At 29.5% G+C, this 24174-nt stretch carries 22 protein-coding genes and 1 pseudogene; 5 read left to right on the top strand and 18 right to left on the bottom strand.

The window, feature by feature from the left end; genetic code table 11:
• Positions 1-80 precede the first annotated feature (80 nt).
• Both OCU47_RS02585 and OCU47_RS02580 read right to left on the bottom strand, forming a co-directional pair.
• Entirely contained in the window at positions 81-1841 is a 1761-nt protein-coding gene (locus OCU47_RS02585; protein WP_261827033.1) for a 1-deoxy-D-xylulose-5-phosphate synthase, read from the bottom strand.
• 195 nt (positions 1842-2036) lie between these two features.
• The gene (locus OCU47_RS02580; protein WP_261827032.1) at positions 2037-2411 is read right to left on the bottom strand and encodes a winged helix-turn-helix transcriptional regulator; all 375 of its coding nucleotides are present in this window, start codon (positions 2409-2411) and stop codon (positions 2037-2039) included.
• A 207-nt stretch (positions 2412-2618) separates the two neighbouring features.
• Between OCU47_RS02580 and OCU47_RS02575 the strand changes: the two genes are divergently transcribed.
• Positions 2619-2909, top strand: a complete 291-nt coding sequence (locus OCU47_RS02575; protein WP_261827031.1) for a hypothetical protein — start codon at positions 2619-2621, stop codon at positions 2907-2909.
• Between the two features lie 289 nt (positions 2910-3198).
• On the opposite strand, the gene mutT is transcribed toward OCU47_RS02575, so the two are convergent.
• Together mutT and OCU47_RS02565 are read right to left on the bottom strand one after the other, a co-directional pair.
• Positions 3199-3591, bottom strand: coding sequence for an 8-oxo-dGTP diphosphatase MutT (gene mutT / locus OCU47_RS02570; RefSeq protein WP_261827030.1), 393 nt, complete (start codon positions 3589-3591; stop codon positions 3199-3201).
• 317 nt (positions 3592-3908) lie between these two features.
• Entirely contained in the window at positions 3909-4148 is a 240-nt protein-coding gene (locus tag OCU47_RS02565; RefSeq protein WP_261827029.1) for a hypothetical protein, read from the bottom strand.
• A gap of 213 nt (positions 4149-4361) precedes the next feature.
• Here OCU47_RS02565 and OCU47_RS02560 point away from each other — a divergent pair, with 213 nt between their 5' ends.
• Together OCU47_RS02560 and OCU47_RS02555 are read left to right on the top strand one after the other, a co-directional pair.
• Entirely contained in the window at positions 4362-4889 is a 528-nt protein-coding gene (locus OCU47_RS02560) for a PadR family transcriptional regulator (protein ID WP_261827028.1), read from the top strand.
• A gap of 121 nt (positions 4890-5010) precedes the next feature.
• On the top strand, positions 5011-6663 hold the full coding sequence (locus tag OCU47_RS02555; RefSeq protein ID WP_261827027.1) for an MFS transporter: 1653 nt from the start codon (positions 5011-5013) through the stop codon (positions 6661-6663).
• Between the two features lie 112 nt (positions 6664-6775).
• Here OCU47_RS02555 and OCU47_RS02550 read toward each other — a convergent pair whose 3' ends face one another.
• The 5 genes from OCU47_RS02550 to OCU47_RS02530 all read right to left on the bottom strand — a co-directional run bounded on the left by OCU47_RS02550 (position 6776) and on the right by OCU47_RS02530 (position 9722).
• Positions 6776-7762: an aldo/keto reductase gene (locus tag OCU47_RS02550; protein ID WP_261827026.1), complete on the bottom strand. Its 987-nt coding sequence runs from the start codon at positions 7760-7762 to the stop codon at positions 6776-6778.
• A gap of 106 nt (positions 7763-7868) precedes the next feature.
• Positions 7869-8405 (bottom strand): flavodoxin family protein, encoded by a 537-nt coding sequence (locus OCU47_RS02545; RefSeq protein ID WP_261827025.1) that lies wholly within the window; start codon positions 8403-8405, stop codon positions 7869-7871.
• Positions 8406-8452: 47 nt separating this feature from the next.
• Positions 8453-8641, bottom strand: coding sequence for a 4-oxalocrotonate tautomerase DmpI (dmpI, locus tag OCU47_RS02540; protein WP_261827024.1), 189 nt, complete (start codon positions 8639-8641; stop codon positions 8453-8455).
• 117 nt (positions 8642-8758) lie between these two features.
• Positions 8759-9175 (bottom strand): MerR family transcriptional regulator, encoded by a 417-nt coding sequence (locus OCU47_RS02535; RefSeq protein WP_261827023.1) that lies wholly within the window; start codon positions 9173-9175, stop codon positions 8759-8761.
• 247 nt (positions 9176-9422) lie between these two features.
• Positions 9423-9722, bottom strand: a complete 300-nt coding sequence (locus tag OCU47_RS02530) for an aldo/keto reductase (protein ID WP_261827022.1) — start codon at positions 9720-9722, stop codon at positions 9423-9425.
• A 233-nt stretch (positions 9723-9955) separates the two neighbouring features.
• Here OCU47_RS02530 and OCU47_RS02525 point away from each other — a divergent pair, with 233 nt between their 5' ends.
• Positions 9956-10609, top strand: coding sequence for an MmcQ/YjbR family DNA-binding protein (locus OCU47_RS02525; protein ID WP_261827021.1), 654 nt, complete (start codon positions 9956-9958; stop codon positions 10607-10609).
• 145 nt (positions 10610-10754) lie between these two features.
• Here the strand turns inward: OCU47_RS02525 and OCU47_RS02520 are convergent, their stop codons facing one another.
• From OCU47_RS02520 to nagA, 9 genes are all read right to left on the bottom strand, one after another.
• A complete protein-coding gene (locus OCU47_RS02520) occupies positions 10755-12551 on the bottom strand; it encodes an ABC transporter ATP-binding protein (protein WP_261827020.1) in 1797 nt (598 codons plus the stop codon).
• Between the two features lies 1 nt (position 12552).
• Entirely contained in the window at positions 12553-14367 is a 1815-nt protein-coding gene (locus tag OCU47_RS02515; protein ID WP_261827019.1) for an ABC transporter ATP-binding protein, read from the bottom strand.
• Between the two features lie 347 nt (positions 14368-14714).
• On the bottom strand, positions 14715-15551 hold the full coding sequence (locus OCU47_RS02510; RefSeq protein ID WP_261827018.1) for a GNAT family N-acetyltransferase: 837 nt from the start codon (positions 15549-15551) through the stop codon (positions 14715-14717).
• A 181-nt stretch (positions 15552-15732) separates the two neighbouring features.
• Positions 15733-15936: a hypothetical protein gene (locus OCU47_RS02505; protein WP_261827017.1), complete on the bottom strand. Its 204-nt coding sequence runs from the start codon at positions 15934-15936 to the stop codon at positions 15733-15735.
• Positions 15937-16673: 737 nt separating this feature from the next.
• The gene (locus OCU47_RS02500) at positions 16674-18032 is read right to left on the bottom strand and encodes an MATE family efflux transporter (protein WP_261827016.1); all 1359 of its coding nucleotides are present in this window, start codon (positions 18030-18032) and stop codon (positions 16674-16676) included.
• On the bottom strand, positions 18022-19620 hold the full coding sequence (locus OCU47_RS02495; RefSeq protein WP_261827015.1) for a PEP-utilizing enzyme: 1599 nt from the start codon (positions 19618-19620) through the stop codon (positions 18022-18024). The genes OCU47_RS02500 and OCU47_RS02495 overlap by 11 nt, the downstream gene beginning before the upstream one ends.
• Positions 19559-20527, bottom strand: a complete 969-nt coding sequence (locus tag OCU47_RS02490; RefSeq protein ID WP_261827014.1) for a hypothetical protein — start codon at positions 20525-20527, stop codon at positions 19559-19561. Before OCU47_RS02490 ends, OCU47_RS02495 begins: the two co-directional genes overlap by 62 nt.
• 273 nt (positions 20528-20800) lie before the next feature.
• Positions 20801-21763: an ROK family protein gene (locus OCU47_RS02485; protein WP_261827013.1), complete on the bottom strand. Its 963-nt coding sequence runs from the start codon at positions 21761-21763 to the stop codon at positions 20801-20803.
• 380 nt (positions 21764-22143) lie between these two features.
• Positions 22144-23283 carry an N-acetylglucosamine-6-phosphate deacetylase gene (gene nagA / locus OCU47_RS02480; RefSeq protein WP_261827012.1) on the bottom strand — a complete coding sequence of 380 codons (1140 nt, stop codon included), beginning with the start codon at positions 23281-23283 and terminating at the stop codon, positions 22144-22146.
• A 215-nt stretch (positions 23284-23498) separates the two neighbouring features.
• Between nagA and OCU47_RS02475 the strand changes: the two are divergent.
• Positions 23499-24112: pseudogene (locus OCU47_RS02475) on the top strand (transposase family protein); the annotation flags it as partial.
• Positions 24113-24174 lie beyond the last annotated feature (62 nt).

Genomic DNA, 24174 nt, shown 5'->3' with positions numbered 1-24174 from the left:
TTATAGGAGCTTCTAAAAACATTCACATATTCCTGATGATTCGTCTCTGAAGGCTTTGCTATAAATATCTCTTGAATACCTTATTTTATAATACTAATGATATCTTCTACAATCTGAACATCTGTAAGTCTATTCTTTTTCATAAGTTCATCTGGAACATAACGATCTAAGAATTCTTTCTTGATACCATAGTTTAATACCTTCATATCAGAAGCTCCATAATATCTTGCAATCTTTTCACCAAAGCCACCCTCTAAAATTCCATCTTCAAGAGTAATTACAAGCTTATGTTCTTTCTTTAAGCTTTCTAGTAATTCTTCGTCAATACCTGTGATAAACTTTGGATTGATAAGAGTAGCATCGACACCATTTTCCTTTGAAAGCTTTGTGACAACTGACTCACCAAGTTGATAGAAATCTCCAAGTGCAATCACTGCAACATCTTTTCCTGCTTTTGTTACTTGATATTTATTTAATTTTGAATAATCTGTCTTATCTTCTATTCCACTCTCTATTACTCCCATTGATGGAACACGTATAGCCACTGGATAATCTTGTTGATTCATTCCCCATTTAAGCATCTCAAAATATTCTTCTTTACATGTTGGAGCAAGATACACCATATTGGGAATGTTACTCATCATACCAATATCATATAATCCAATATGTGTTACATCATTCATTCCATAAACAGAAGCATAATTTACAAGTATTACTGCTGAATTATTGTTTATGCATAAATCTTGTGAAAGTTGGTCATATGTTCTTTGAAGGAATGTACTATATACTCCATAAACTGGTTTTCCACCATTTTTTGCAATTCCTGAAGCTAAAGCAACTGCATGTTCTTCTGCAATACCAACATCAACAAATTGTCTGCCTGCTTCTTTTCTTCTTTCTGGGTTGAAACCAAACACTGCTGGAGTTCCAGATGTAATTGCAACTACTGTAGGATCATTTTTCATGGCAGCTAATAAATATTCTGCTGTAAGATTACCATAATCCTCCCCAGCACCCATAGAGAATTTTGATTCTCCTGTTGCTAATACGAAAGGCATTCCCCAGTGCCATTGTTCTTTATTCTTTTCTGCATACTCAAATCCTTTTCCTTTGATTGTATGAATATGAACAACTACTGGATGATCTGTATCCCTAACCTTTTTTAATACACTGATTAATTCTTCAAAATCATGTCCATCTTTTACATAATGGTAATCTAATCCCATTGCCTTAAAGAAATTACACTCACTTTTGCCTTCTGTGTCTCTAAGTTCTTTAAGATTTTTATATAAACCACCATGATTTTCTGCAATAGACATATCATTATCATTTACAATAACAATCATATTTGTTCCGGCTTCAGCAGCATTATTAAGTCCTTCATAGGCTTCCCCACCACTTAGTGAACCATCTCCAATAATAGCAATTATATTATCCTTCTCATCTTTTAAGTCTCTTGCTTTAGCAAGACCACATGCAAGACTGATGGATGTAGACGTGTGTCCTATGTTAAAAAAGTCATGTGCACTTTCTTCTGGGTTTGAATAACCAGATACATCATCATATTTCTCTGAATTGATAAAAGCTTCTTTTCTTCCAGTAAGCATCTTATGAACATAACTTTGATGCGAAACATCATAAACAATTTTATCTTCTGGTGAATTAAATACGTGGTGTAATGCAACAGTTAGTTCTACCATTCCTAGATTAGGACCAATATGTCCTCCATGTTCACTTAATTTCTTAAGAAGTGCTTGACGAATCTCTGCACTTAAATCCTTCATTTCATTTACTGATAATTTTTTTACATCTTCTGGTGAATTAATTTTTTCTAAATACATATATATTATCCTCCTATAAATATCTAATTAATAAACAAATGCTACCTACAATTACATGATAAATGTTAAAGCTAACTTTAAGTCAATACCTAATTTATATTTTTTTTATAATTTTGCTTACTTTAAATTAAAATTTAAATAATAATATTAAGAAGAATAATACTCATTAAATTAATTTCACCATTATTATTTTCTTTACTTATAATCACATTTTTTGCATTGAGTCATTGTATTTTCATTATCTTCCTTGTGATATGCTCCAGCCCATCTGCAAATACTCTGTAGAATTGGAATCACAGAATTGCCTTTCTCTGTTAAGTGATACTCAACGCGAGGTGGAATCTCATCGAAAGACTTTCTATGAACAATATCATCTGAAATTAAAACCTTTAAAGTGGATGCCAGAACAGCATCAGTAATATTACTCATCTCTTTTCTAAGTTCACTGTATCTTAAAGTTCCTTTTCCAGCCAAAACGCATATAACTCGTGATTTCCACTTTCCACCGAAAATTTCAAGACCATATTCAAGCGGACAACGAATGTCCTCTGCCATTTTATGTTTATACATTAAACTTCACCACCTTATCATATCCCAAGCCAGCTACAGCAAAACAGGATAACTATATAATAGACGTCTATATGTATATTAACAAGTAACTATGAAATTTATTAGTAACTCATAAATTTGCAGATATCTTTTTATCTTTGAGTGCTTTAAATATAATTTAAACAGGCTCAAATAAACGAGCCATATAACAAAATTGGAGGTAACATTATGAAAGTAAATGCTTATTTACAAATTACAATGAAAATTGAAAAGGATAATCGTGCAGATGCTGCCAAGGTTTATACTGACTATCGTGGACCATTTTTAGAAACAATAGAAGGTGCTCTAACCAAAGATCTTCTTATTCGTGATGAAGATGTTCAAGTGCTTCATGGCTTCGACAGCGTAGAACATGCACAGGCTTACTTATCTAGCCAAATGTTCAAAAATGATGTCTTTGTTGGTCTTAAGCCACTTTGGAGTGCTGACCCTGATGTAAAAATTTATAGTGTGGCATAATTCCTTGAAACATACCAAGATTTCTCCGTACATCATTTACAGATGTACGGACTTTTTATATAAAAACTACGCCGATTATCTACGCCTGTTAGAGAAGACCTTTTTGATTACTTTATTTCATAAATTATAGAGAAAAAGTGATATTCAAAGTTTATACTTGTACTTAACATCATAAACTAAAAATATCACTTTTCTTTTTAAATTGTTGAAAATATCTATACATTCTGTTCCCTAAATGTAAATAAACTTATGTACACATGTCATAAAACTTTCAGTCTTTATATCTAACTTACTGGTTATTATCACTTTTAAGCTTTTCAATAACTAGTACATCTGCAGGTACCCAATTAAGTTCATCTAACTCTTCTAATGTTGACCACTTAGCATCATTATGAGCATTTAAATGCATTTTCCCACCACATATAGTGCATATAAAGCAATGCATTGTAAGGTGGAAATTTGGATAATCATAATCAACAGTTGTCAAATAATTAGTTATATCAATATCTAACTCTAACTCTTCTTTTATTTCACGAATAAGAGCTTTTTCCTGAGTTTCTCCTGCTTCCACTTTTCCACCTGGAAACTCCCACATGTTCTCAAACTCACCGTAACTACGGCGAGTGGTCAATATTTTATCATCATGTTTTATTATTGCTGCAACTACTTCTATTGTTTTCATTGATCTCTCCTCTAAAATAAATCTACACATTTTGTATAAAACATATTCTTAATTTACTTTTAATTATAGCACATAAATTTATAAACTACTCTTTTTTTGCTAGCGTCATACTATGCCACCATAAGCCACAAAAAAGATTAGTTGTTATCTTCATGCTTTACTCCTCATACTTCATTTATATTAAAATTTTAATTACTTTTTCTACATACTTCATCCATTATTCAACATTTAGATATCCTAATGCTTATGAATCTACTACTATTAAAGATTCTAAAACCCTGAAAATTCCTACCACAGTTAAAGTAGTAGGAATTTGTTTAATAATCTGTATCTTCCTCATATTCATCTATTCCAGGAATTACTGTATCTATATTAACATTATTATCAATACAATATTTTAATATTGCTGATAACTCACCATCAGTAAAATTTAAGCACTCTGTACTGAAGCTGTCATTAAATTTTTTTGAATATTCCTTCAGCAATCTACAAACTTCCTTACTTGATTCTGTTTGTCCTCTAGGTTCTCCAAAGAGCAACTTTATTTTACCATCCATTTAGTACACCACCTTCCGTATGATAATACATCTATAATCTAGCGTAATATATACTGTTTTGCACCTTTATTATACTTTATTTCCAACACTTATAGAATAATCACATATTCTAATACTTATGAATCTATTAGATAACTTCACCAAATTCCACGTTGACAAATATATCGCATACTACTATACTGTATAGTAGTATAATAAATGGTGGTGATTAAATTGTCTTCAATAAATTTGATAATACTCGGCTATCTGAAAAACAAAGAGAAAAGTGCCTATGAGATGGTTAAAGAATTTGAAATATGGAATCTTACTAAGTGGCTAAAAATCAGTACTCCGTCAATCTATAAAAATATAATTAAATTATGTGATAATGGATATTTAAATTCAAGAACTGTTAAAGAAGGTGAAATGCCTGAAAAAACACTATATTCACTGAACGAAAAAGGAAATTTATATTTCAATGAACTAATGGAGGAAAGTTCAAAAAATATAGGAAATATTTATTTGGAGTTTAATGCATTTTTGGTTAACATAGAGAATTTACCAGAAGAAAAAAGAAGAGAATACCTTAAAAACTTCAAAGACAAGGCAGAAGAACGTAGAGCGTATGTAGAGCCAATTTATAATTACGCAAAACAGCACAATGAAAAAAATGGTTCTGAATTTCTAATACTAGATTTATATAACGAGTTTTATAAGATTTTAGAAAAATGGTCTGAAAAAGTTTTTGATTATTATAATTAATAATTTGATGTCTCAAATAGCTTCTTATATTGTGAGACATTTTTTTCGCCCCACTACTATACATTATAGTAGTCTATTGTATACTAATATATATTACATTATTACTTAGGAGGTTCAACTTATGAACAAAAAACATCAACTCATTTCATTTGTAGCTATTATTTTAGGATTTTTTATGGCATTGTTAGATACAACTGTAGTAAATATTACTTTGCCTAAAATGGCTGAATACTTTAATACTACTATGGATCAGATTTCTTGGGTAGTAAATGCCTATAATCTAGCTACTGCAGTTATTATAATAACTGCTTCAAGACTTGGAGATCAATTTGGTAGAAAAAAACTATTTGTTGCAGGGGTATTTTTATTTACTATATCTTCACTGCTATGTGGTATTTCAAATTCCCTTCAATTGCTTATATTATTTAGGACAATTCAAGGGCTAGCTGCAGCTTTTGTTGTGACTATTGCAGCGCCTCTTTCTGTTGAAATATTTCCACCAGAAAAGAGCAGAGCTATTATGGCACTTTGGGGAGCTTTTTCTGGTCTTGCTGCTGCAAGTGGACCATCAATTGGTGGTATAGTGACTCAATTTTTTAATTGGAGATACATTTTCTTTATTAATATACCTATAGGTTGCATTTGTATACTATTAACTATAAAATTCATAAAAGAATCTTATGACTCAACTGCAAGTAAAAGTATAGACTTTGGTGGAATTGCCACAATCTCAATTGCTATGTTTTTCTTAACTTTCGCATTAATGAAGGCTAATGAAAAAGGCTGGACTTCAAACTTCACTCTTTCTTTCTTTGGGGTTTCTGTTATAGCTCTTATACTATTTGTTATCATTGAACTAAAAGTTAAGGAACCCATGGTCCCACTCAGCTTATTTAAATCTGCCGCATTTACAAATGGCTCCATTGCTCTATTCCTAATCGGACTTGGTATGATGTCTGGTACCTATTTGCTATCTTTTTTCCTAATTCAGGTTAGAGGATTAAATCAACTATCAGCAGGGCTTATTATTTCAACGATGTCCTTAACTTCAATGATTTTTTCATTATTAGCTCCTATTTTAACAAGAAAATTAGGTAGCAGATTTACCACTGCATTGGGTGTTCTTTTACTTTGTATCTCTTGCTACTTAAATAGTTCTCTTACTCAAAATTCCTCAAATATAGATATTATTTTAAGATTAATTGTTGCTGGTTCTGGTACAGGCTTAAGTATGGCAACACTAATAGGTTCTATAATGGCTAATGTTCCTGTAAATAAAATAGGAATAGCTTCTGGAATAAATAACATGACAAGAACACTTGGAACTGTACTTGGAGTTGCTTTATTTTTAACTATATTTACATCAAATATAACTATCCAGATATCTGATGCTAAAAACTCTGTTGTACAGACAATACAGAGTGACACTGTATTTAATAATGAAACCAAGCTACAGATGATTTCTTCTATCAAAGCAGGTAGTAATAAAAAGGTTAATCTTTCAGAAATAATAAATGTAATTGATAAAAAAGAAGCTACTGTACTAGCCTCTTCCCCAGCCACAGCTAAAAATAAAATTAAAGAAAATTTTGAAGCTCAGAAGAAAGAGACAAAAAAAATAATGCCTAGTATCCAGGATACCTTTTTGACCTATACTGTTAAAGCTTTTAGTTTCACCTTTAAAATAAGTTCTGCAATTCTCTTACCAGGCATAGTCTTTGCACTATTCAGTGATAAGAGAAGAACTTCTCAAATAAAAAAACAAGTAGCTTAAGTACATTTATATGTTTATAGTAAAATTCTACACAAAAAGGGACACTCAACTCGAGTGTCCCTATAAGTATACTTTTTAACTTACTTTAACAAATGAAAAAAATATTATTACATCAATGATTCTCTGCCATAACTCCAACTAACTTATGTGGTACATATGCTTCTTCCAAATAAGCAAGTTCTTCTGGTGTTAATTTTACAGAAACAGCTGATACAGCATCATCAATATGAGAAATCTTGGTTGCACCAATTACTGGAGCTGTTACCTTGGATAATAGCCATCCCAAAGCAATCTGAATACGAGTCATACCTTTCTTTTCTGCTAGTTCAGCAACTCTTTTAATAATGATTGCATCCTGTTCAGCTGTAGCATCATATTTCCCTTTTGCATAAGAATCCTCTTCCAATCTCTTAGACGTCTCTGTAGGTGGTTTTACAAGGCGCCCTGATGCAAGTGGACTGTATGGTGTAATTGCAATATTTTCTTCTTTGCAGTACGGAATCATTTCTCTTTCTTCTTCACGGAATAGTAGATTATAGTGTCCTTGTATAGATGCAAATTCTGCACACCCATTCATTTTGGCAATGGAATTTGCTTTTGCTATTTGCCATGCATAGCAGTTAGATATCCCTATATGTCTGACTTTTCCCATTTTCACTGCTTCGTTAAGTGTTTCCATTACTTCTTCAATTGGTGTATTATAGTCCCACATATGATAGATGTATAGGTCAATGTAGTCTGTAGCAAGGTTTTTTAAACTCATATCTAACAGTTTATTGATATGTTCTTTTCCACTTATATGATTAGCAATTTCATCTTTTGTTCTAGGGAAAAATTTCGTTGCAAGAATAATATCCTCACGTTTTGCATATTCCTTAATTGCTCTACCAACATACTGCTCACTAGTTCCACCTGAGTATCCTATTGCAGTATCAATGAAATTAATTCCTAGCTTTAATGCATGTTTTATGATTTCTTTTGACTTCTCCTCATCCAATGTCCATGTATGCTGCCCAACATTGGAAGCTCCAAATCCCATTGTCCCTAAGCATAATTTTGAAACATTCAAATCTGTTTTACCAAATTTAACATACTCCATTGATCCAACCACCTTTCCATATGATAACATTATAACTCATCCGCACACTAACCTAATATATAAAAGCCTTTTACGTAAATACGAGCTTTACAACTCTCTTTCATTATTACATAACATTTCTTCCCAATTCATAAGCTCTTTGTGGGAAATCTTTTTGCTCCATTACTTCCCTTACTGGGCATCCTGTAGCATATAATGTCGCTACCTTTTCCCAATTTAGATAACCTAGTATTAGATCAAATGTCTTATCTAAACCATCCATAGTCCAATCTGCGTCTCCATAAGAACTTGCCATAATGATTGCTTTTTTATTTCCAGCAAATTCAGCATTTTTTGCATGTAGACGATCCATAACTGCTTTAATTTGGGCTGACATTGTATAATAATATAATGGCGTTGAAAATACCACCATATCCGCGTCTGCTAATTCTGTATACAATTTTCCCATTGAATCTTTATGCACACAGTTCGAATGATGTGTAGAACAATATTCACATGCTAAGCATGGTTTTACTTCCTCAAACGCAGCATCAAATCGAAAGACCTCATGTCCTGCTTCTATAGCTCCTTCTATAAATTTATCTGCAAGAAATGCAGATGTTCCTTTTTTATGTGCACTACCTGTTATTACTACTACTTTCATTAATTTCTCCTTTTTAGTTTAAAATATTACCCCAAATTTATTGTTTGCTATGCATTTCTTTCTGACATTAATTGTCCACCAAATCCGATGTTATCTATATCATTTTCCTTCACTAAAACGATAAATGCTTGTTCTGGTACATTCATTGCCTTTGATGCTGTACGTGTCAATTCCTTCACTAACTTACTTTTTTGCTCTTTATTTAACTTACCTGCTTCTACTGTTATTACTGGCATATTAATTTCTCCTCCCTAATTATTTTCTAATATTTTCCCCTAAAATAAGTTCATTCACTAAGGGTTAAAATAAGCTTAGCCCCTTAACTCAACTTAAGGTCAAGTACTTTTTAGCTTTTATTTTTTATTTTCTATTTCTCTCTGCTTTTCTTTCCATTTATTCACCATTTCAATAGTGATTGGCTCACATTTTTTATCATAGATATCCAACTTATAATTTATAACATCTAAGCTCTCCTGAATCTCTGCCATCTTTTTCTCCAGATCTTCTTTGGCTTCAAGCAATATTTCTTTCCTAGCCGGTTTTGTTTCTTCTCCATTTATAGCCAGTTGAATATATTCACGAATTGCCTCTAGTGGCATGCCACCTCTTTTAAAACGCATTGCAAAATCAATCCAATGCAATGACATCTCATCATAATCTCTAATTCCAGAAGCTGTTCGTGGTACCTCAGGAATTAGTCCAATTCTTTCATAGTAACGGAGATTATCTATGCTAATTCCTGTAATTTCAGATGCTTCTTTGATGGTCATTATTCATTCTCCTTTCAAAATCCAATTCATTTGTTCTATCTTTTCTCATAATTATTATTTAGATTCATTACACTAATTAGCCAATGATTCTTGTTGAAGCATGTTACAATACTTTAGTTGTTTCAGTTAAGTCTGCGATAGTATTGAGATATTTTTCTGCTTCAGCTTTATCAATCATCTCAAGGTATTCCTCAAAATTTATCATTTATTTTATAAATCAAATTAATATATATTTTTTGAAGATGCCTTATACCATAGAATGTTCCCATGAACCTCTGGTATCCACACGAGTTTTAGATGCCATTCGTTCAAATTCCTTTATCTCTTCTGCTGCTAGAATAATCTCTGCAGCCTTTGTCGCCTCTTCAACGTGTGATGGCTTTGTTACTCCGATAATAGGAGTTGTCCCTTTAGCTATAGCCCATGCCATTGCAATCTGTGACACAGAAACATTGTACTTGTCACCAATATTTTTCATAGTATCAATTAATGCTTCAATTTCTGATAACACAGGATTGAATGAAATGTTACTTAAGTTCTTTTTCATCATATAACCTTAAGTCAACTTCAGGTCAATAGATATTTTCAATATATTTTTAAAGTTGATAAAAAAATAGACCACTCATTTTCAAAAGATTGAAAATAAGCGGTCTTTCTGACGTTTTAATATAATTAATCTGCTTATTTATGAACTGTTAAGGAATTTAATGACAGAACTTTGTAGCAAAATAAGATTAAATGCTATAATGATAATAGATTTAAAAAGGAGTATTTATCGTAATGAATAAAAGTAAACTATTGGATAATTATATAATTGACATAGACAAACTTGTAGAGTATGGCTTTATCCTAAAGAAAGATACCTATATTTATAAGTATGAATTAAAGAATTCAGATTTTTATTCTTATTTTTATATTGAAAATAATACATTTGAAATAAAAGTATTTGATTCAGTAACTGAGGAGGAATATTTACTATTTAATGTGCCGGATTCAACTGGAAAAATTGTATCTACTATTAGGGAAGAAATAGATAATGTTATTGATGATATTCTATTGAAATGTTTTTCAAAAAGTAATTTAAAAGAAGAATTATTAAAATATACAACTAATGTTCATGGTACAATTCCAGAAACACCTTTTGAAAAACTTCCTACTTCTTATACTGTGAAAACACATAAGAAAAATAAATGGTATGGCCTATTCATGGATATTACATATAAGCAACTAGGCATTGATAATCAAGATACTGTGCACATTCTTAATGTAAAAAATCGTCCTAAAAAAATAGAGGAACTAATTGATTATATTCACTTTTTCCCAGCCTATCACATGAATAAAAAACATTGGATAACAATTGTATTAAATAAATCAACTGATGTAGAGTTGGTAAAGAACATGATTGATGATAGTTATTCTATAGTTGAAAAATAATAATTCTATTTTAAACTTTCCTTTTAAAATATAGTGCTAACCTAACACCTTCTGGCTGAATTTAAAAATTAGTCTCCAACACACCAATACTCATTGTTGTGTTGGAGAACATATTTTATATATTCTATCTTAAATTCTTACTTTATTAAACATAATACTGTGCTTGGGTCATATACATTTTTTCATACTGACTTCCTTGTTCTTTTATCAATTCATCATGAGTTCCATGCTGAATAATCTCACCATTATGAAATACAGCAATTCTATCGCAGAATCTGCAGCTTGACAATCTATGTGAAATATATATTGCTGTTTTTTCTCCTATTAGCTCATTAAATCTACTGTATATCTCAAACTCAGCAATAGGATCTAAGGCTGCTGTTGGTTCATCTAAAACTACTATTGGTGCAGCCTTATATACGGCTCTTGAAATTGCTAACTTTTGAGACTGACCTCCTGAAAACTCTATGCCATCTTCCTCAAATGTTTTATATATATGAGTGTTTATTCCTTTTGGCAGTTTTGAAATATAATCTTCAAGACCTACCTCATTAAGGGCTTTTTCAATATCTTCATCCTTGGAAGTTTCATAATCATTAAGAGCTATATTCTCTTTTATACTAAATGCCATCAACTTGAAGTCTTGAAATACTACTGCTAGCAATTTCATATATTCATCATAATCATATTCTTTTATATTTATCCCATTTAATAATATTTCACCTTCAGTAGGTTCATAAAGCCTTGTAACTAATTTTATGAAGGTAGTTTTTCCTGCTCCATTTAAGCCTACTACTGATAACTTTTCTCCATCTTTAATATCAATAGACACATTTTTCAAAGTATATTCTTTGCTTCGTGGATATTTAAAATATACATTTTTAAATTCTATATTAAACTTTTTAACATCATCTATTTTTTTTGTTCCTTCTATGTTTTTAGATTTAATTTGTTCAAATTCCATGTATGGCTCTAATAATTTACACATCTGCCTTAAGAATATAACTGTACTACTAAAATCAGACATTGTAGTGCTAAAATTAATAACTGAAGATACATACATTGTAAATGAACCGATTCCTATAGCTTTCGTAAATACCTTATAGGTCATATAAGCATAAACAACTGCCATCTGAATTTGAAGATTTATCTTATTAAATCCATTATATTTCCATATAGTTTTATACATCTTATTAAATTCATTTAATGATTCTTTACTACATTCTTCATATTTTTTCATAATTAAAGGACTCATATTGTATAATCTTATATCTTTACCACTAGAAAAGTCATTAATTACTCCATCAAAATATTCCACAATCCTATTTAGTGGAATTAACACTTTGTATATTCCAAACCTTACTTCTTGATTTTTTTTATACATCAATGAATTTGCCACTACTATACAAATTATAAATAGAACAATATATAAATCCAAAGTTGCAATTACTGCTATTAGACCAATGATAGTTATAATATTAGTGAACACTTTCATTCCTTCACTTATCATTCTCTCAATAACATTTTGATTCTTGATCTGATATATAGCTTGTTCCTTTAAATTTAAAACCTCAGAATCTTCTATTTTTTCAAAGTCCATATTCATTACTTTTTTACCTATTAATAAATCAAAACCATTATAAATTTCTATGTTTTTTATCTCTAGTACAGCATATAACCATCTGCTAACCAAATTCAATATGAAATTTCCACATACAAGGATTGCTACCAGTAGTATAAGTGTCTCTATTCTCTTACGATTCATTAACTCATCTATAATAAATTTAGGCATTATTATATTAATCAAAGGAATTACCGCATTAATTATACATGATAAAATTGATAAATAAATATATGACTTTGAAATTCCATAAGTTAGCTTTAGAAAATGTGCACCAGTACTAAAATCTTTTTTAAATCCTAAAATTCTTTCTTTGCTCATACTATACGCCCTCCGCTTCAAATCTTACGTCTTTATAATAAGATGCTTGTACATTGAACATTTCTGCATATTTTCCGTTTTTATTTAAAAGTTCATCATGGGTTCCATATTCCTTTATTTCACCGTCTTCAAACAAAGCTATTACATCACAAAACTGTGTACTTCCTAATCTATGAGATATAAAAAATGATGTTTTATCACCAATAATATTATTAAAGGTTTTATAAATATTGTATTCCGCAATAGGATCTAACGCTGCTGTTGGTTCATCTAAAATCATAATAGGTCCATCCTTGTATAATCCTCTAGCAAGAGCTAATTTCTGGTTTTCTCCTCCTGAAAGTTCTATCCCTTCGGAATCTAATGTTTTAAGTAATGGTGTATCTATTCCATTTTCTAAAGAATCAATTTTTTCTTTCATTCCAGCTTTATGAATGCTCTCTAATACCTTTTCTCTATCTATTTTCTTATTATCAAGTGCTATATTTTCAGCTATAGAAAAAGCAAACATTTTTATCTCTTGAAACACTACTGAAAATAACTTGTAATACTCATTCCTATCAAACTTTGCAATATTGACTCCGTTTAATAATATTTTCCCTTCTGTAGGCTCATACAATCTAGTTAGCAACTTAACAAAAGTGGTCTTTCCAGCTCCATTAACTCCTACTATGGCTAATCGCTGTCCTTTGTTTATCTTTAAAGAAAGATTTCTAAAAATGTACCTTTCACTATTGGGATATTTATAAGATACATTTTTAAACTCTATTTCATAGTTGTTATCTCCAGGCATGTCTACATAACTAGAATTTCCTGTTTTCAAGTCAGTTTCCAAGAAATCTCTATAATCGTTTATATATAAATTCTGTGCATTTATATGGGCTATATTATCTAATATTTTCTGCATCCAAGCTGCAAACCCTGCAATTAGTGTGGAGTACATAACGAAATTTCCTATGCTCATGTGATTATATAATACCTGATAAATCAAATATGCATATACTACACCCTCTCTAATTAAGAGAAAGAAAACTTCTACTATGGACACCATTAAATTCTTATATTTAATATCCTTATGTAATTTAACTTGCTCTTTACCTAACCCCTGAAATTTATCAGCCATACGGTTACTTAAATTAAAGATTCTTATTTCTTTACCATATGCAAAATTCTGCATAACATCATAAATATAATTTCTTTTTCTGCTTAGCTGTGAAATATCATTTTTTTTGCTATATTCATATTTTTTTGCCCTAATTGCCAAGTAGTAAATAGTAACTACATTAACTATCAAATATAATAGAATCCATGGATTCAAATTAAATACAATAGTTATATACCCAAGAAATGCAATGCCGGCACCAAATATTTCAAAGAGTTTACGAAGCACTCCTGGGATTCCAGTAGTATTACCATCTACAGCTCTTCTAGCAGTTTCTATGTCATCTAAAACTTCAGGATCTTCAGTATACTTAAAATCCATATTCATACACTTTTCACTGAGAAGATTATTATACCTATCTCCTATATTCGTTATTATTGGAGAATATACTCCCTCTAAATATGCATTTAAAAAGTTTAATGTAGCAGATATAACAACGTAGCCTAATAAAATAATAATTAATCTCTCTACTCTGTTGGCTCCCATTAACTCTTCAATTAAAAATTTAGGTGCAAACATATTTATAAATGGTATTATTGCTGTTACTACTGTATATAAGGCAAAATAACTTAACACCTTCTTGTCCCATTTATAAGTGTTCTTAACTAAAAACCAAATATTATTCGTGACACTTCTCTTATTTTTCTTCATCATTTTCTCCCCCCCTTTGTCATAACTCAGATTTTTTTATAATTGATTCTAATAATTAATATTTTTTCAATAAGTTCTTTAATTTTACAGTATACTTATACTAGCATAATTAATATACATTGTAAAATATTTCTGATTTATGCATTATTTAATATAATAAATATTATTTTTACTACTTTTAATATATATAGTTTTCTTTACTTTTTCACTCCCCACTCTATTCTTAGACAACAAAAAAACAGGGTGCATCCCTGTTTATAATAAGATCATCTTGGAAGAATTAATTACTTTAGCTATCTTTTAAATTGCCTTTTTGGCTGTGTTTGGCTCTAAAAGTTCTTTAGAAAAATTCACTGTTTTGTTTCATAGGTATGCTCTGCAAAACAAGCAATCTCAACAAAATCATTTCTTTCATATAATTTTTTAGCACCAGTATTTGATTTAGCAACTCGAAGTCTTATATTATTAATGGATTTGTTTACTCTCATATTTCTAATACAATGTGCTAATATATAACTTCCGTATCCTTTATTTTGGAATCCTGGTTTTACAACAATATCAGTAATGTAATTTTGCTCAAAAATATATGCACCTATCAACTCATTGTTTACCCAAAATGAGCAGACTTGATCAAATTTATTCAAATCATTAAGCTTTTGATGAAATTGTTCTTCATATATAGCATGACTGTTTACTTTCCAACCATTTTCTATATTTAACTGATAATAAGCACTATCAAACAAATCAACAAATTCTTGTAACATACTGCTTTCAAACCCTTTAACAGTCAAACTACAATTATTTATTTGTGGCAGTTCTTTACCTACATATTCAAGATGGTATCCTTCCATATCTGACTTAAAACCTAATTGCCTTGCTAAAGTAATTATTTTTAGATTTTTTCCATATACATTAAAGCATAACTCTTTTGAATTACCTTTTGAAATATATTCATTGATTCTGCCTTTAATTACCTCTAAAACCTCTTCTATATTATCTTCATTAAGAAAAGAAGCATAAAAAATACAACAATCCTCATTATCAACTATTATAAATATACCTTTATTTTTCTCTGTAGATATAGAATATAGTATTTCAACCTTCTTATTCTCAAATCCTTTATATACATAATCCTTTGCATGAGGAGATATAAGTTCTATTAGTTTTAATATTTCTTCATAAGACATTTTATTAATCCTTCCTTACTTATTTGACTATTTGTAATTATACTCATACTCGTACAATTTAACTATATACATATAAAAATATTTAGATATTTATAGCAAAAATGCCACTTTTGAGCTTATTTTCTTATATGGTTATTATAGCATTAATTCCAATATGTGTTTTACTATCCATTAATGTTTTTTATAATTCATCAATTAAATTATATACTTCCTTTATTATTTTTTCTGGATTACAGCGATAAATACAATGTTTGGATTCCTTAATCTCCATAGATTGTCCTTTTCTTGATAAAACTGCAACTTCCTTAACAATTTTATACCATATGTTTTCCATTGTTATAGCTTCTTCTTTTGTAATACCACACTTTATAAAATTTGAAATCATTAATTTCTTGCCTCTTACCATAACTTTAATTAAAATTTCATACTTGTTATTGAGAGATTTTATCTCACTAATACTATATATGTTGCAAATTGGTTCCTACTTACACATAGCCTGCCTATTGTCTAAGTAGGAACCATATTTATAGTTCTAATAAACTTTTGTACTTCAATTTTAACTCTTACCAAAGAAGGATAAAACACATTATTAATAACAGACGATTTTAACCCTCCATATAACCCTTCTATTATGTTAAGTTCCAGACTGTATGGTGGCAAGAGCATTAATTCACTTCTATCTCCAACTTCATTTATATAATCTTACACTTCTAGTTTGTCGCAAAGCATTTTTTTATTTCATTAATCTCACTGTCATGTTCACTAATCTTATTAATACCTAAAATATCCAGATTTAAAACCTCAATACAAATTTATTTTAGTTTGGATGTTTTAATCAGTTTATATTGATGGACATTTTTACTTAAGAGTTACTTTGTAATATTGATTTTGCAACTTATATAGGTAAGCATCAAATCTTTAGTACATTTAACAATTTTCAAGATAGCATTAAAATATCCCAGTAAGGCAAATTATTAGGCTTTACTGGGATTAAACTTTCCTTAATGTGTATGTTTTCACGAATATTATTAAATCAAGGTACAAGACTTTCTAAACCATAGCTTTTAAATATTTTACCAATGTATTTTTATTACAATTCATGTTGTGGAATAACGCATAGACTTAACCCATATCTTGAATCACATTTCTCATCCATATATAAGATTTAATTCTTCGTGCTCCAATCAATGACTTAACAACTTCTTCTAATGATAGTAAAGCAACTACCCAGTGTAATGGAAGTTTAAACACTAAAACACTTAAGAAGGCTAGAGGAATTCCAATTAACCAGACTGTTCCAGCATCTAAAAAGCAAGCAAAAGTTGTATCTCCACCACTTCTAAAGAATCCAACTACCATAGTTATATTGAAAAATTTTACTGACAAATACATGCATATTACATATAAAGTTCGAATCGTTTCCAACTTCACTTCCGGCTTTATATTGTATAAGTTTACAAATGCTGGTGATAGTAGTGCCATCAAAATCCCTGTAATAATCCCTAAACTAATACTTAATTTTGAGAAATTTCTTACATATACTCTAACACTCTCGTTATCATTCTCACCTATCCTATTTCCAATCATTACTGCTGAAGCTGTAGAAATACTTTTTGCAACAATCATAAATAGATTTTGAACTGCATTACAAATTTGGATAGCAGCTACAGCTTCAATACTTATTCTTCCATATGCAATAGAATATATAATTATTCCTAATGACCAAAGTGCTTCATTAAAAATTACTGGCAAAGTAGTTCTATAAAATTTTATAACAAATTCTTTAGATATATTTAATAACTCTTGTAAATTTGCATTTAAAGGAGTTTTATTTTTATACACAAATCTCAAGATTAATATTAATTCAACTATACGCGCAATAACAGTTGCAAGTGCTGATCCACTTACTCCCATTGCAGGCATCCCAAACTTCCCATAAATCAATATATAATTTAAAATTGTATTACATAACAATGATAATGTACTCGCCTTCATAATAGCTTTTGTTTCCCCAATTGATCTACATGATGCAGAATAAGCAAAAGAAATACTAGTTATTATATAACTCACACTGATAATTCTCAAAAATGCACTTCCAAGTTCTATTGTTTTACTATCCTTTATAAATATACTCATTATATAGTTTGGCATTATCATTGCACCTAAAGCAAAAATTATACTAATAATTCCACAGGACAATAACACAACACCTAAAATCCTCTTTATATTCTTAATATCTTTATTACCCCAAAATTGCGCAGTAAAGGTAGCTGATCCACTACATATACCAAATACTATAAGAATAAAGAAGTAGTAATACTGATTAGCAAGTCCAACTGCTGCTAAAGCCTCTTCTTGTAACCCACCTACCATCAAACTATCAACTATATTTAATGAAGTTGAAAAAAAACTCTGGATAGCTATTGGAACAGCAATAGCTAATAGCATTTTATAAAAAGTATGATTCTTATTAATTTCCAACAATGATTTCTCCTTTGTTAGCATCTACATAAACTATATCTCCAGTTTTGATAAGTTTTGTTGCGTTTATAGTTCCTATTACACACGGAATATTGAACTCCCTCGCAATTACTGCTGCATGACATGTAATACCTCCCTGATCTGTTACAATAGCTCCAGCCATCTTCATTAAAGGAATCAAATCTGGATCAGCTTCTAAAGAAACTAATACATCACCGCATTTAAAATCATGAATATCTTTACTTCTTTCTACAATGACAGCTCTTCCCTTACACGCCCCCATACACGCTGAACGACCTTTTAAGATATTTGAACTCACTTCTTCTACACCTTCCATTTTACTCCTCAACTTTTGAGCCTCTTTACCAACAAAAATTAGCTCTTCTCCATCCAAAATCATATACACCATCTCAGATGTTCTTTTTTCTATATTATTTATATCCACCTTTTCTCTTTCTCCTCTAAGAAGTGATATAATTTCTTCTGGAACCATGAATCTAAGATAACTCTCAGGTAATTCTAATTTTCTTGCTATAACTCCAATCATAAAATCCAAAAAATAGAAATTTTTGAGTTGCGCTAATCTTCTGTAAGCTTTTGATACAGCAAGTTCTCCATACATTACAAATAATTCTGTATATAATTTATCCATCTTTTCTCTTAAAGTGTGTACTTGAGAATTTTTCTCTTCGGATTGTCTTTCCCATTTACCTTTCTCTATCTGTATCTTTGAGGCATTTGTAACATACTCTTTAACTCTTGCTATGTAATCATCTTTATGGTAGGGTTCTCTATCACCAAAACCATGATAACCTAAATACCCATATTTACTTTGAATTTCTTCTATTTTGTCATTAATGTATGGTGTTACATATGTTCTTAAATGCTTTATTGGTTCTTTAAATAGTTTATTTAATCTAGAATCTCCTAATACATATTCTGCAATTTCAATAACTTTTTTTTCTTCTTCAACATATACAGAATCCTTATAACTTCTTGTTAAACTATAGAAAACATTCTCTGCTTCCGCTTCACTAATACCAAAACTTTTTAAATAATCAATTAAATGATCAGCGAGTCCCACTCCTGGAACTTGAATCACCTCTGCAATCCAACATTTCTTATAAAGTTCTATTTGTGCCTTGTATTGTTTTTCATATAAATTACAAAGTTCATCAAGGCTCAGTTGCTCAATTTCTTCTCTTCTTAATCCATTATATACATTTGATAATCCATCTGCTGAACTATATATTTCTTTATTAAAGTTATTTCTCCAAATTGAATCTTTTTTAAGCTTGTCTATAATTACATCACACAAACGTTTTGTATTTTCTTTGGTAAAATAGAACTCCCCACAATATTTTTTATACATTAATAAAGTCTTTGTATGGCAATAACCAATCTCTTCTGCAATAGCTCCGCAAGCTGTTCGTAAAAATACTACATCAGTATGAAAATCATCATCTTCATTTTTAGATGCAAATTCCCATGCTGTATTTTTTGTGTTATTATTTATTTCTTCATCACTAAATAATTTGTTCCAATTTAACTCCCTTGTTTGACTTTCCAAGTTGTGATAACCAATCATATTTTCTTCCTCCTGGTGCTCTATATTTAAAATTTTCTTTTACTAGTGTCTTCTCTATAGCTTTAATTAACTCTTTATGACTTATATTAACATCTTCCCAATCTATATTAGGATTTGCATTTCCACTAATTAATTTACTCCAAAATTCAACCTCTATTTGATTAAACATGCTACTATCTTTGGTTGCTGTTTTAGCTTCTGAGTAACTTACACCAAAAACATATCCTCTTTTTTGGTCAATGCAAACAACTCTATCTTTTCTTTTATAAAATGGTGGTAACTTATCAATTTGTACATTTTTATAATTTTCCTTTGTTATTTGCTCAATACTTTCAATAAGATTTTCTTTATTAAGTTCTAGAATTTTTACCCTTCTAGTGAGAATTTCTCCTTCTTCTTTTTCCTTAAATTTAATCGCAGGTTTTTTGGACCACCCTTTTTTACCCAACAACACCAAATAATCTTTTATATTGTCTGATTGAAGTTCTAAATATCTCTCAAAACTATTTGTACATTGAATAGCTCCAGTTTCGAAGTTTTCTATGTTTACATTTTCGAACATAGCGTTAAATTTTGAAAAACTAAATTTATCTGTAGGATAAACATCAATTTTATATTCTGTTTCATTTACTGACCAAAAACTATTCTTTGAGCATTCCATTTTAAGAGTTGGATTAAATTCACTTAAAGTTTCTATTGAATCACTGATTTTATAACATAATGTATTTACTACTTTTAAAATATTAATATACTTTTTCCGCCCCTGTTCTGTATATTCTTCTAGCATTAAATTTCCATTTTTGTTTATTAAACTATTAATCATAAGAAAAAGCTTAGGATCATTAATAACTCCATAATTTCCATTCAGTATTTCTTTCTTTAATTGTGCAATTTTTTCACGATTCATTCTTTATATGACCTCCCCATATAATAAAACCTTTATAGGACTTTTTAGCGTCTCTAATTTTAAAAATAATTATTTCTACTTAAAAATTTCACTTTACATAATAAATTCATCAAAAATCTATTTCAATCTTTTTATATGCACAAAAAAATTAAGAATCTTCACCTTACAGGTTAGAATTCTCCCCAATAGATTTTTATGTTCATTTCTACTATAATAAAAATCATTAATGAACATAATACTATTAAACCTATCATATTGACTAACAGTACTTGTCTATACGAACATTTTATTTAATTCTTTTATACCTAAAGCTACTGCTCCTATTACTCCTGAATTTTCTTTTAGTCTAGATTGCCTAATCTTAAAATCCTTACACATAGGAGGAAATCCTTTGAGTGATATAACCTCATTTAGTTTATTAATTATATGATCACTTGAATTTCCAATTCCCCCTCCAATAATCACAATATCTGGATCAAATAATGTTATTAAGTTAGCTATGGATATCCCAAGGTAAGTATAAACATCATTTAGAATATTAATATACTGTTTTTTCCCATTTTCCGCTTCTATAAAAACTTCTTTAGCTGTAATATTTTTATAATTAAATACTGTTTCTTCACTACTTGTCCGCTTAATCTTTTGTGCTTTTTTAGCAATAGCATTGCCTGATGCTATTGTTTCAAGACATCCATAATTTCCGCAACTACACTTATCTCCATCTAATTTAACAACAGTATGTCCTATTTCTAATGCATTAGATGTAATCCCAGTATATAATTCACCATTTATTATAGCAGCCCCACCAATTCCAGTACTTATAGTTAAATACACCATGCTTTTACTTCCTCTACCTTCTCCATACATATATTCACCTAAAGCTGCTACATTTGCATCATTTTGAAGAACTATGGGTATATTGTATTTTTCTTTTATAGGTCTTAATATATTAAAATTTTCAAATGGCAATTGAGTTGCTTTTATTATTATTCCATTTTGTATATCTAAAATCCCTGGAGAACCAATCCCAATAGCTTTTATATTTTCAACTTTTATTTTCGCTTTATTTAATACGGATTCAATTAATAATAAAATATTGCTTATTATATGACTTTCACCTAAACTTGCTTCTGTGGCGCTAATTTCACTTAAAATAATATTACCATTTAAATCTGCTAATGCTATATTTATCTTTGTCCCACCTAAATCAATTCCTATTACATACCCTTCTTCCATATATTTCACTCCTCCTTGCATAATGTAGTTATGATGTTTCATAGAAAATTCAATTCAGATCTACCTCACATTACAATTAATAATTTTTTTATTATTCTTATTTTTTATAATTCCATATAGAATCTTACGATGAAAAACGTGCATCTTTTGTAATATTACTCTTCTATTTAAATCCCTTTATGAATTTAAACAAATTAAATAAATTTGAGTATAATAATTCCGTACTATACAGAAATTTATGTTCCAACAGATTTTTCATATATTGCAATATCTACACCTAATGAATATATTTATAGGAATGTTTTTCAATTGAATCTTGTTTAATTTTCTTTAATTATTATTGTCTACCATATTTCACACTTTAACTTTTTACAAAAATCCTATTTGTGCCTTATCATCCTGCCATTAACTATTACATTTTTAATGTTAAGTTCTCCATCAAAAATTATGATATCAGCATCAAACCCTTGCATAATAGAACCTTTACTGTTATCAACTTTACAATGTTTTGCTGGATTAATAGTCACCATCTTGATAACTTCATGAAGTGAACAATTCGTATTATTATATACATTCTTAACAGCTTTATTGAGCATGGTTATAGATCCTGCTAAAACTCCTGATTTTAATTCAGCCTTTGAATTTGATATATTAAGCTCTTCATTATTAATTAAATATTTTCCATCATCCATATTTGAATACATAATGGCATCAGTTACAATAATAATATCATCTACTTTTTTTTGATTACATACTACCCTTAATGCTGTATATGAATTAATAATCCCATCTGCAATTATTTCTGTAGTAATGTTATTATCAAATATAGCTCCAATAATTCCGGGGTTTCTATGATGAAATATTGGCATTGCATTGAAAATATGTGTTGAATGAGATATCCCTAAATTTATAGCTTCTACGGCTTCTTCATATGAAGCTTTTGAATGTCCTATAGACGCAACAATCCCTTTTTTATATAAATATTTTATTAGTTCTTTATTATTTCCAACTTCAGGCGCTAATGTAACTGATACTATGTCTCTCTCTGATTCTCCAATAATTTCTTTAAAATTCTCTACAGATCCATCAAGTACACAATTTATATCATGCGCTCCTATCGCTTCTCTATTTATGAATGGCCCTTCTAAGTGGCATCCTAAAACATTTGCTCCACTAGTCCCCTTCTTTTTAGCCTCTGATACTATTTTTACTGCTGTTTTTATCTTTTTACTATCGAAAGTCATAGTTGTTGGTACAAATGACGTAGTTCCAAAATCAGCTATTATTTCAGAAATTTTATCTATTGACTCATACCTGCCGTCCATTACATCATATCCACCTGAACCATGAATATGAACATCTATAAATCCTGGTGAAAGATATAACCCTTCTCCCTCTAAAGTATCACATAAATATTTATCACTATTTGTAATTTCTTTAATTTTGCTATTTTCAACAAGTACATTCTTTTTTTCAATGCCTTCTGGAAAAATTACATTACAATTTTTAATTAGTAACAACTTTTTCACCTACTATACTTAAAAATTAATAGGGTTAATAAATTTAAAAATGTTATTTATTTAAAACATTTTTAAATTTCTAACCACTAATTATATATAAATATTTAACTTAAATAACTTGACTTGTGCATTAATTTGAGAAATTTTTCTATGAACATACATCCATAAATTACTTTAACAATTTTTTGTAAAAAAATAGCATAGATGCCTCCAATATGTTAGGTTTATGTTGTGACACCAAACCTAAGGAGGTTAATCTATGCTGACAACAATATTAAACCATAATGAAGCAATAAACAACTATATTTTAGAGTTAAACTTACCATATTATTCTACATTAAAGAACCCTATGATAAATTTAGTTTCTGGAATAACCATCACCGAAGGTAGTAAGAATCTCTCTTTAATCTATAGCAAACTTACTTGTAATAGAGATAGCAGTACTGGTTCACGGTTACTAAGCTCACACTCATGGAATCATGAGTATGTTACGGATGAACGAATATTTCATGCTATCTCTGAAATCTCAAATACGTGGAAAGATGATGATGTTGGATTTTTAATTATTGATGATACTTTAAGTAAAAAAGATATTTCTACAAAACATATAGAGGGTTTAGATTTTCATAATTCTCATGCAGATGTCACCAAGCCTATGTGATATCATTGCTTGGTAACATCTCATTATACAATTAATGATTACTCAATTCCTTTAAACTTTAAACAGTATCAACGTAAAAAAGTCTTTAAGAATAATCCTAAAAAGTTTAGAGATAAACAACAACTCGCTATAGAATTGATAAATGAATTTACTCCAGCTACGATAATCCTTATTTTTTACTAAGTACGGATATATCATTAGATAATCAAACTATAATCTCATACTATGAA

The organism is Clostridium sp. TW13 (assembly GCF_024345225.1).
In the GTDB taxonomy this organism is placed as follows: Bacteria; Bacillota; Clostridia; order Clostridiales; family Clostridiaceae; genus Inconstantimicrobium; species Inconstantimicrobium mannanitabidum.
Note: the sequence above shows the minus strand (reverse complement) of the source record. Positions and strands in the feature narration are given on the sequence as shown.

Excerpts from the sequence above, each read along its gene's own strand:
- OCU47_RS02585 (WP_261827033.1), bottom strand. The coding sequence starts at position 1,841 with ATGTATTTAGAAAAAATTAATTCACCAGAAGATGTAAAAAAATTATCA.
- OCU47_RS02580 (WP_261827032.1), bottom strand. The coding sequence starts at position 2,411 with ATGTATAAACATAAAATGGCAGAGGACATTCGTTGTCCGCTTGAATAT.
- OCU47_RS02575 (WP_261827031.1), top strand. The coding sequence starts at position 2,619 with ATGAAAGTAAATGCTTATTTACAAATTACAATGAAAATTGAAAAGGAT.
- mutT (WP_261827030.1), bottom strand. The coding sequence starts at position 3,591 with ATGAAAACAATAGAAGTAGTTGCAGCAATAATAAAACATGATGATAAA.
- OCU47_RS02565 (WP_261827029.1), bottom strand. The coding sequence starts at position 4,148 with ATGGATGGTAAAATAAAGTTGCTCTTTGGAGAACCTAGAGGACAAACA.
- OCU47_RS02555 (WP_261827027.1), top strand. The coding sequence starts at position 5,011 with ATGAACAAAAAACATCAACTCATTTCATTTGTAGCTATTATTTTAGGA.
- OCU47_RS02550 (WP_261827026.1), bottom strand. The coding sequence starts at position 7,762 with ATGGAGTATGTTAAATTTGGTAAAACAGATTTGAATGTTTCAAAATTA.
- OCU47_RS02545 (WP_261827025.1), bottom strand. The coding sequence starts at position 8,405 with ATGAAAGTAGTAGTAATAACAGGTAGTGCACATAAAAAAGGAACATCT.
- dmpI (WP_261827024.1), bottom strand. The coding sequence starts at position 8,641 with ATGCCAGTAATAACAGTAGAAGCAGGTAAGTTAAATAAAGAGCAAAAA.
- OCU47_RS02535 (WP_261827023.1), bottom strand. The coding sequence starts at position 9,175 with ATGACCATCAAAGAAGCATCTGAAATTACAGGAATTAGCATAGATAAT.
- OCU47_RS02530 (WP_261827022.1), bottom strand. The coding sequence starts at position 9,722 with ATGAAAAAGAACTTAAGTAACATTTCATTCAATCCTGTGTTATCAGAA.
- OCU47_RS02525 (WP_261827021.1), top strand. The coding sequence starts at position 9,956 with ATGAATAAAAGTAAACTATTGGATAATTATATAATTGACATAGACAAA.
- OCU47_RS02520 (WP_261827020.1), bottom strand. The coding sequence starts at position 12,551 with ATGAGCAAAGAAAGAATTTTAGGATTTAAAAAAGATTTTAGTACTGGT.
- OCU47_RS02515 (WP_261827019.1), bottom strand. The coding sequence starts at position 14,367 with ATGATGAAGAAAAATAAGAGAAGTGTCACGAATAATATTTGGTTTTTA.
- OCU47_RS02510 (WP_261827018.1), bottom strand. The coding sequence starts at position 15,551 with ATGTCTTATGAAGAAATATTAAAACTAATAGAACTTATATCTCCTCAT.
- OCU47_RS02505 (WP_261827017.1), bottom strand. The coding sequence starts at position 15,936 with ATGATTTCAAATTTTATAAAGTGTGGTATTACAAAAGAAGAAGCTATA.
- OCU47_RS02495 (WP_261827015.1), bottom strand. The coding sequence starts at position 19,620 with ATGATTGGTTATCACAACTTGGAAAGTCAAACAAGGGAGTTAAATTGG.
- OCU47_RS02490 (WP_261827014.1), bottom strand. The coding sequence starts at position 20,527 with ATGAATCGTGAAAAAATTGCACAATTAAAGAAAGAAATACTGAATGGA.
- OCU47_RS02485 (WP_261827013.1), bottom strand. The coding sequence starts at position 21,763 with ATGGAAGAAGGGTATGTAATAGGAATTGATTTAGGTGGGACAAAGATA.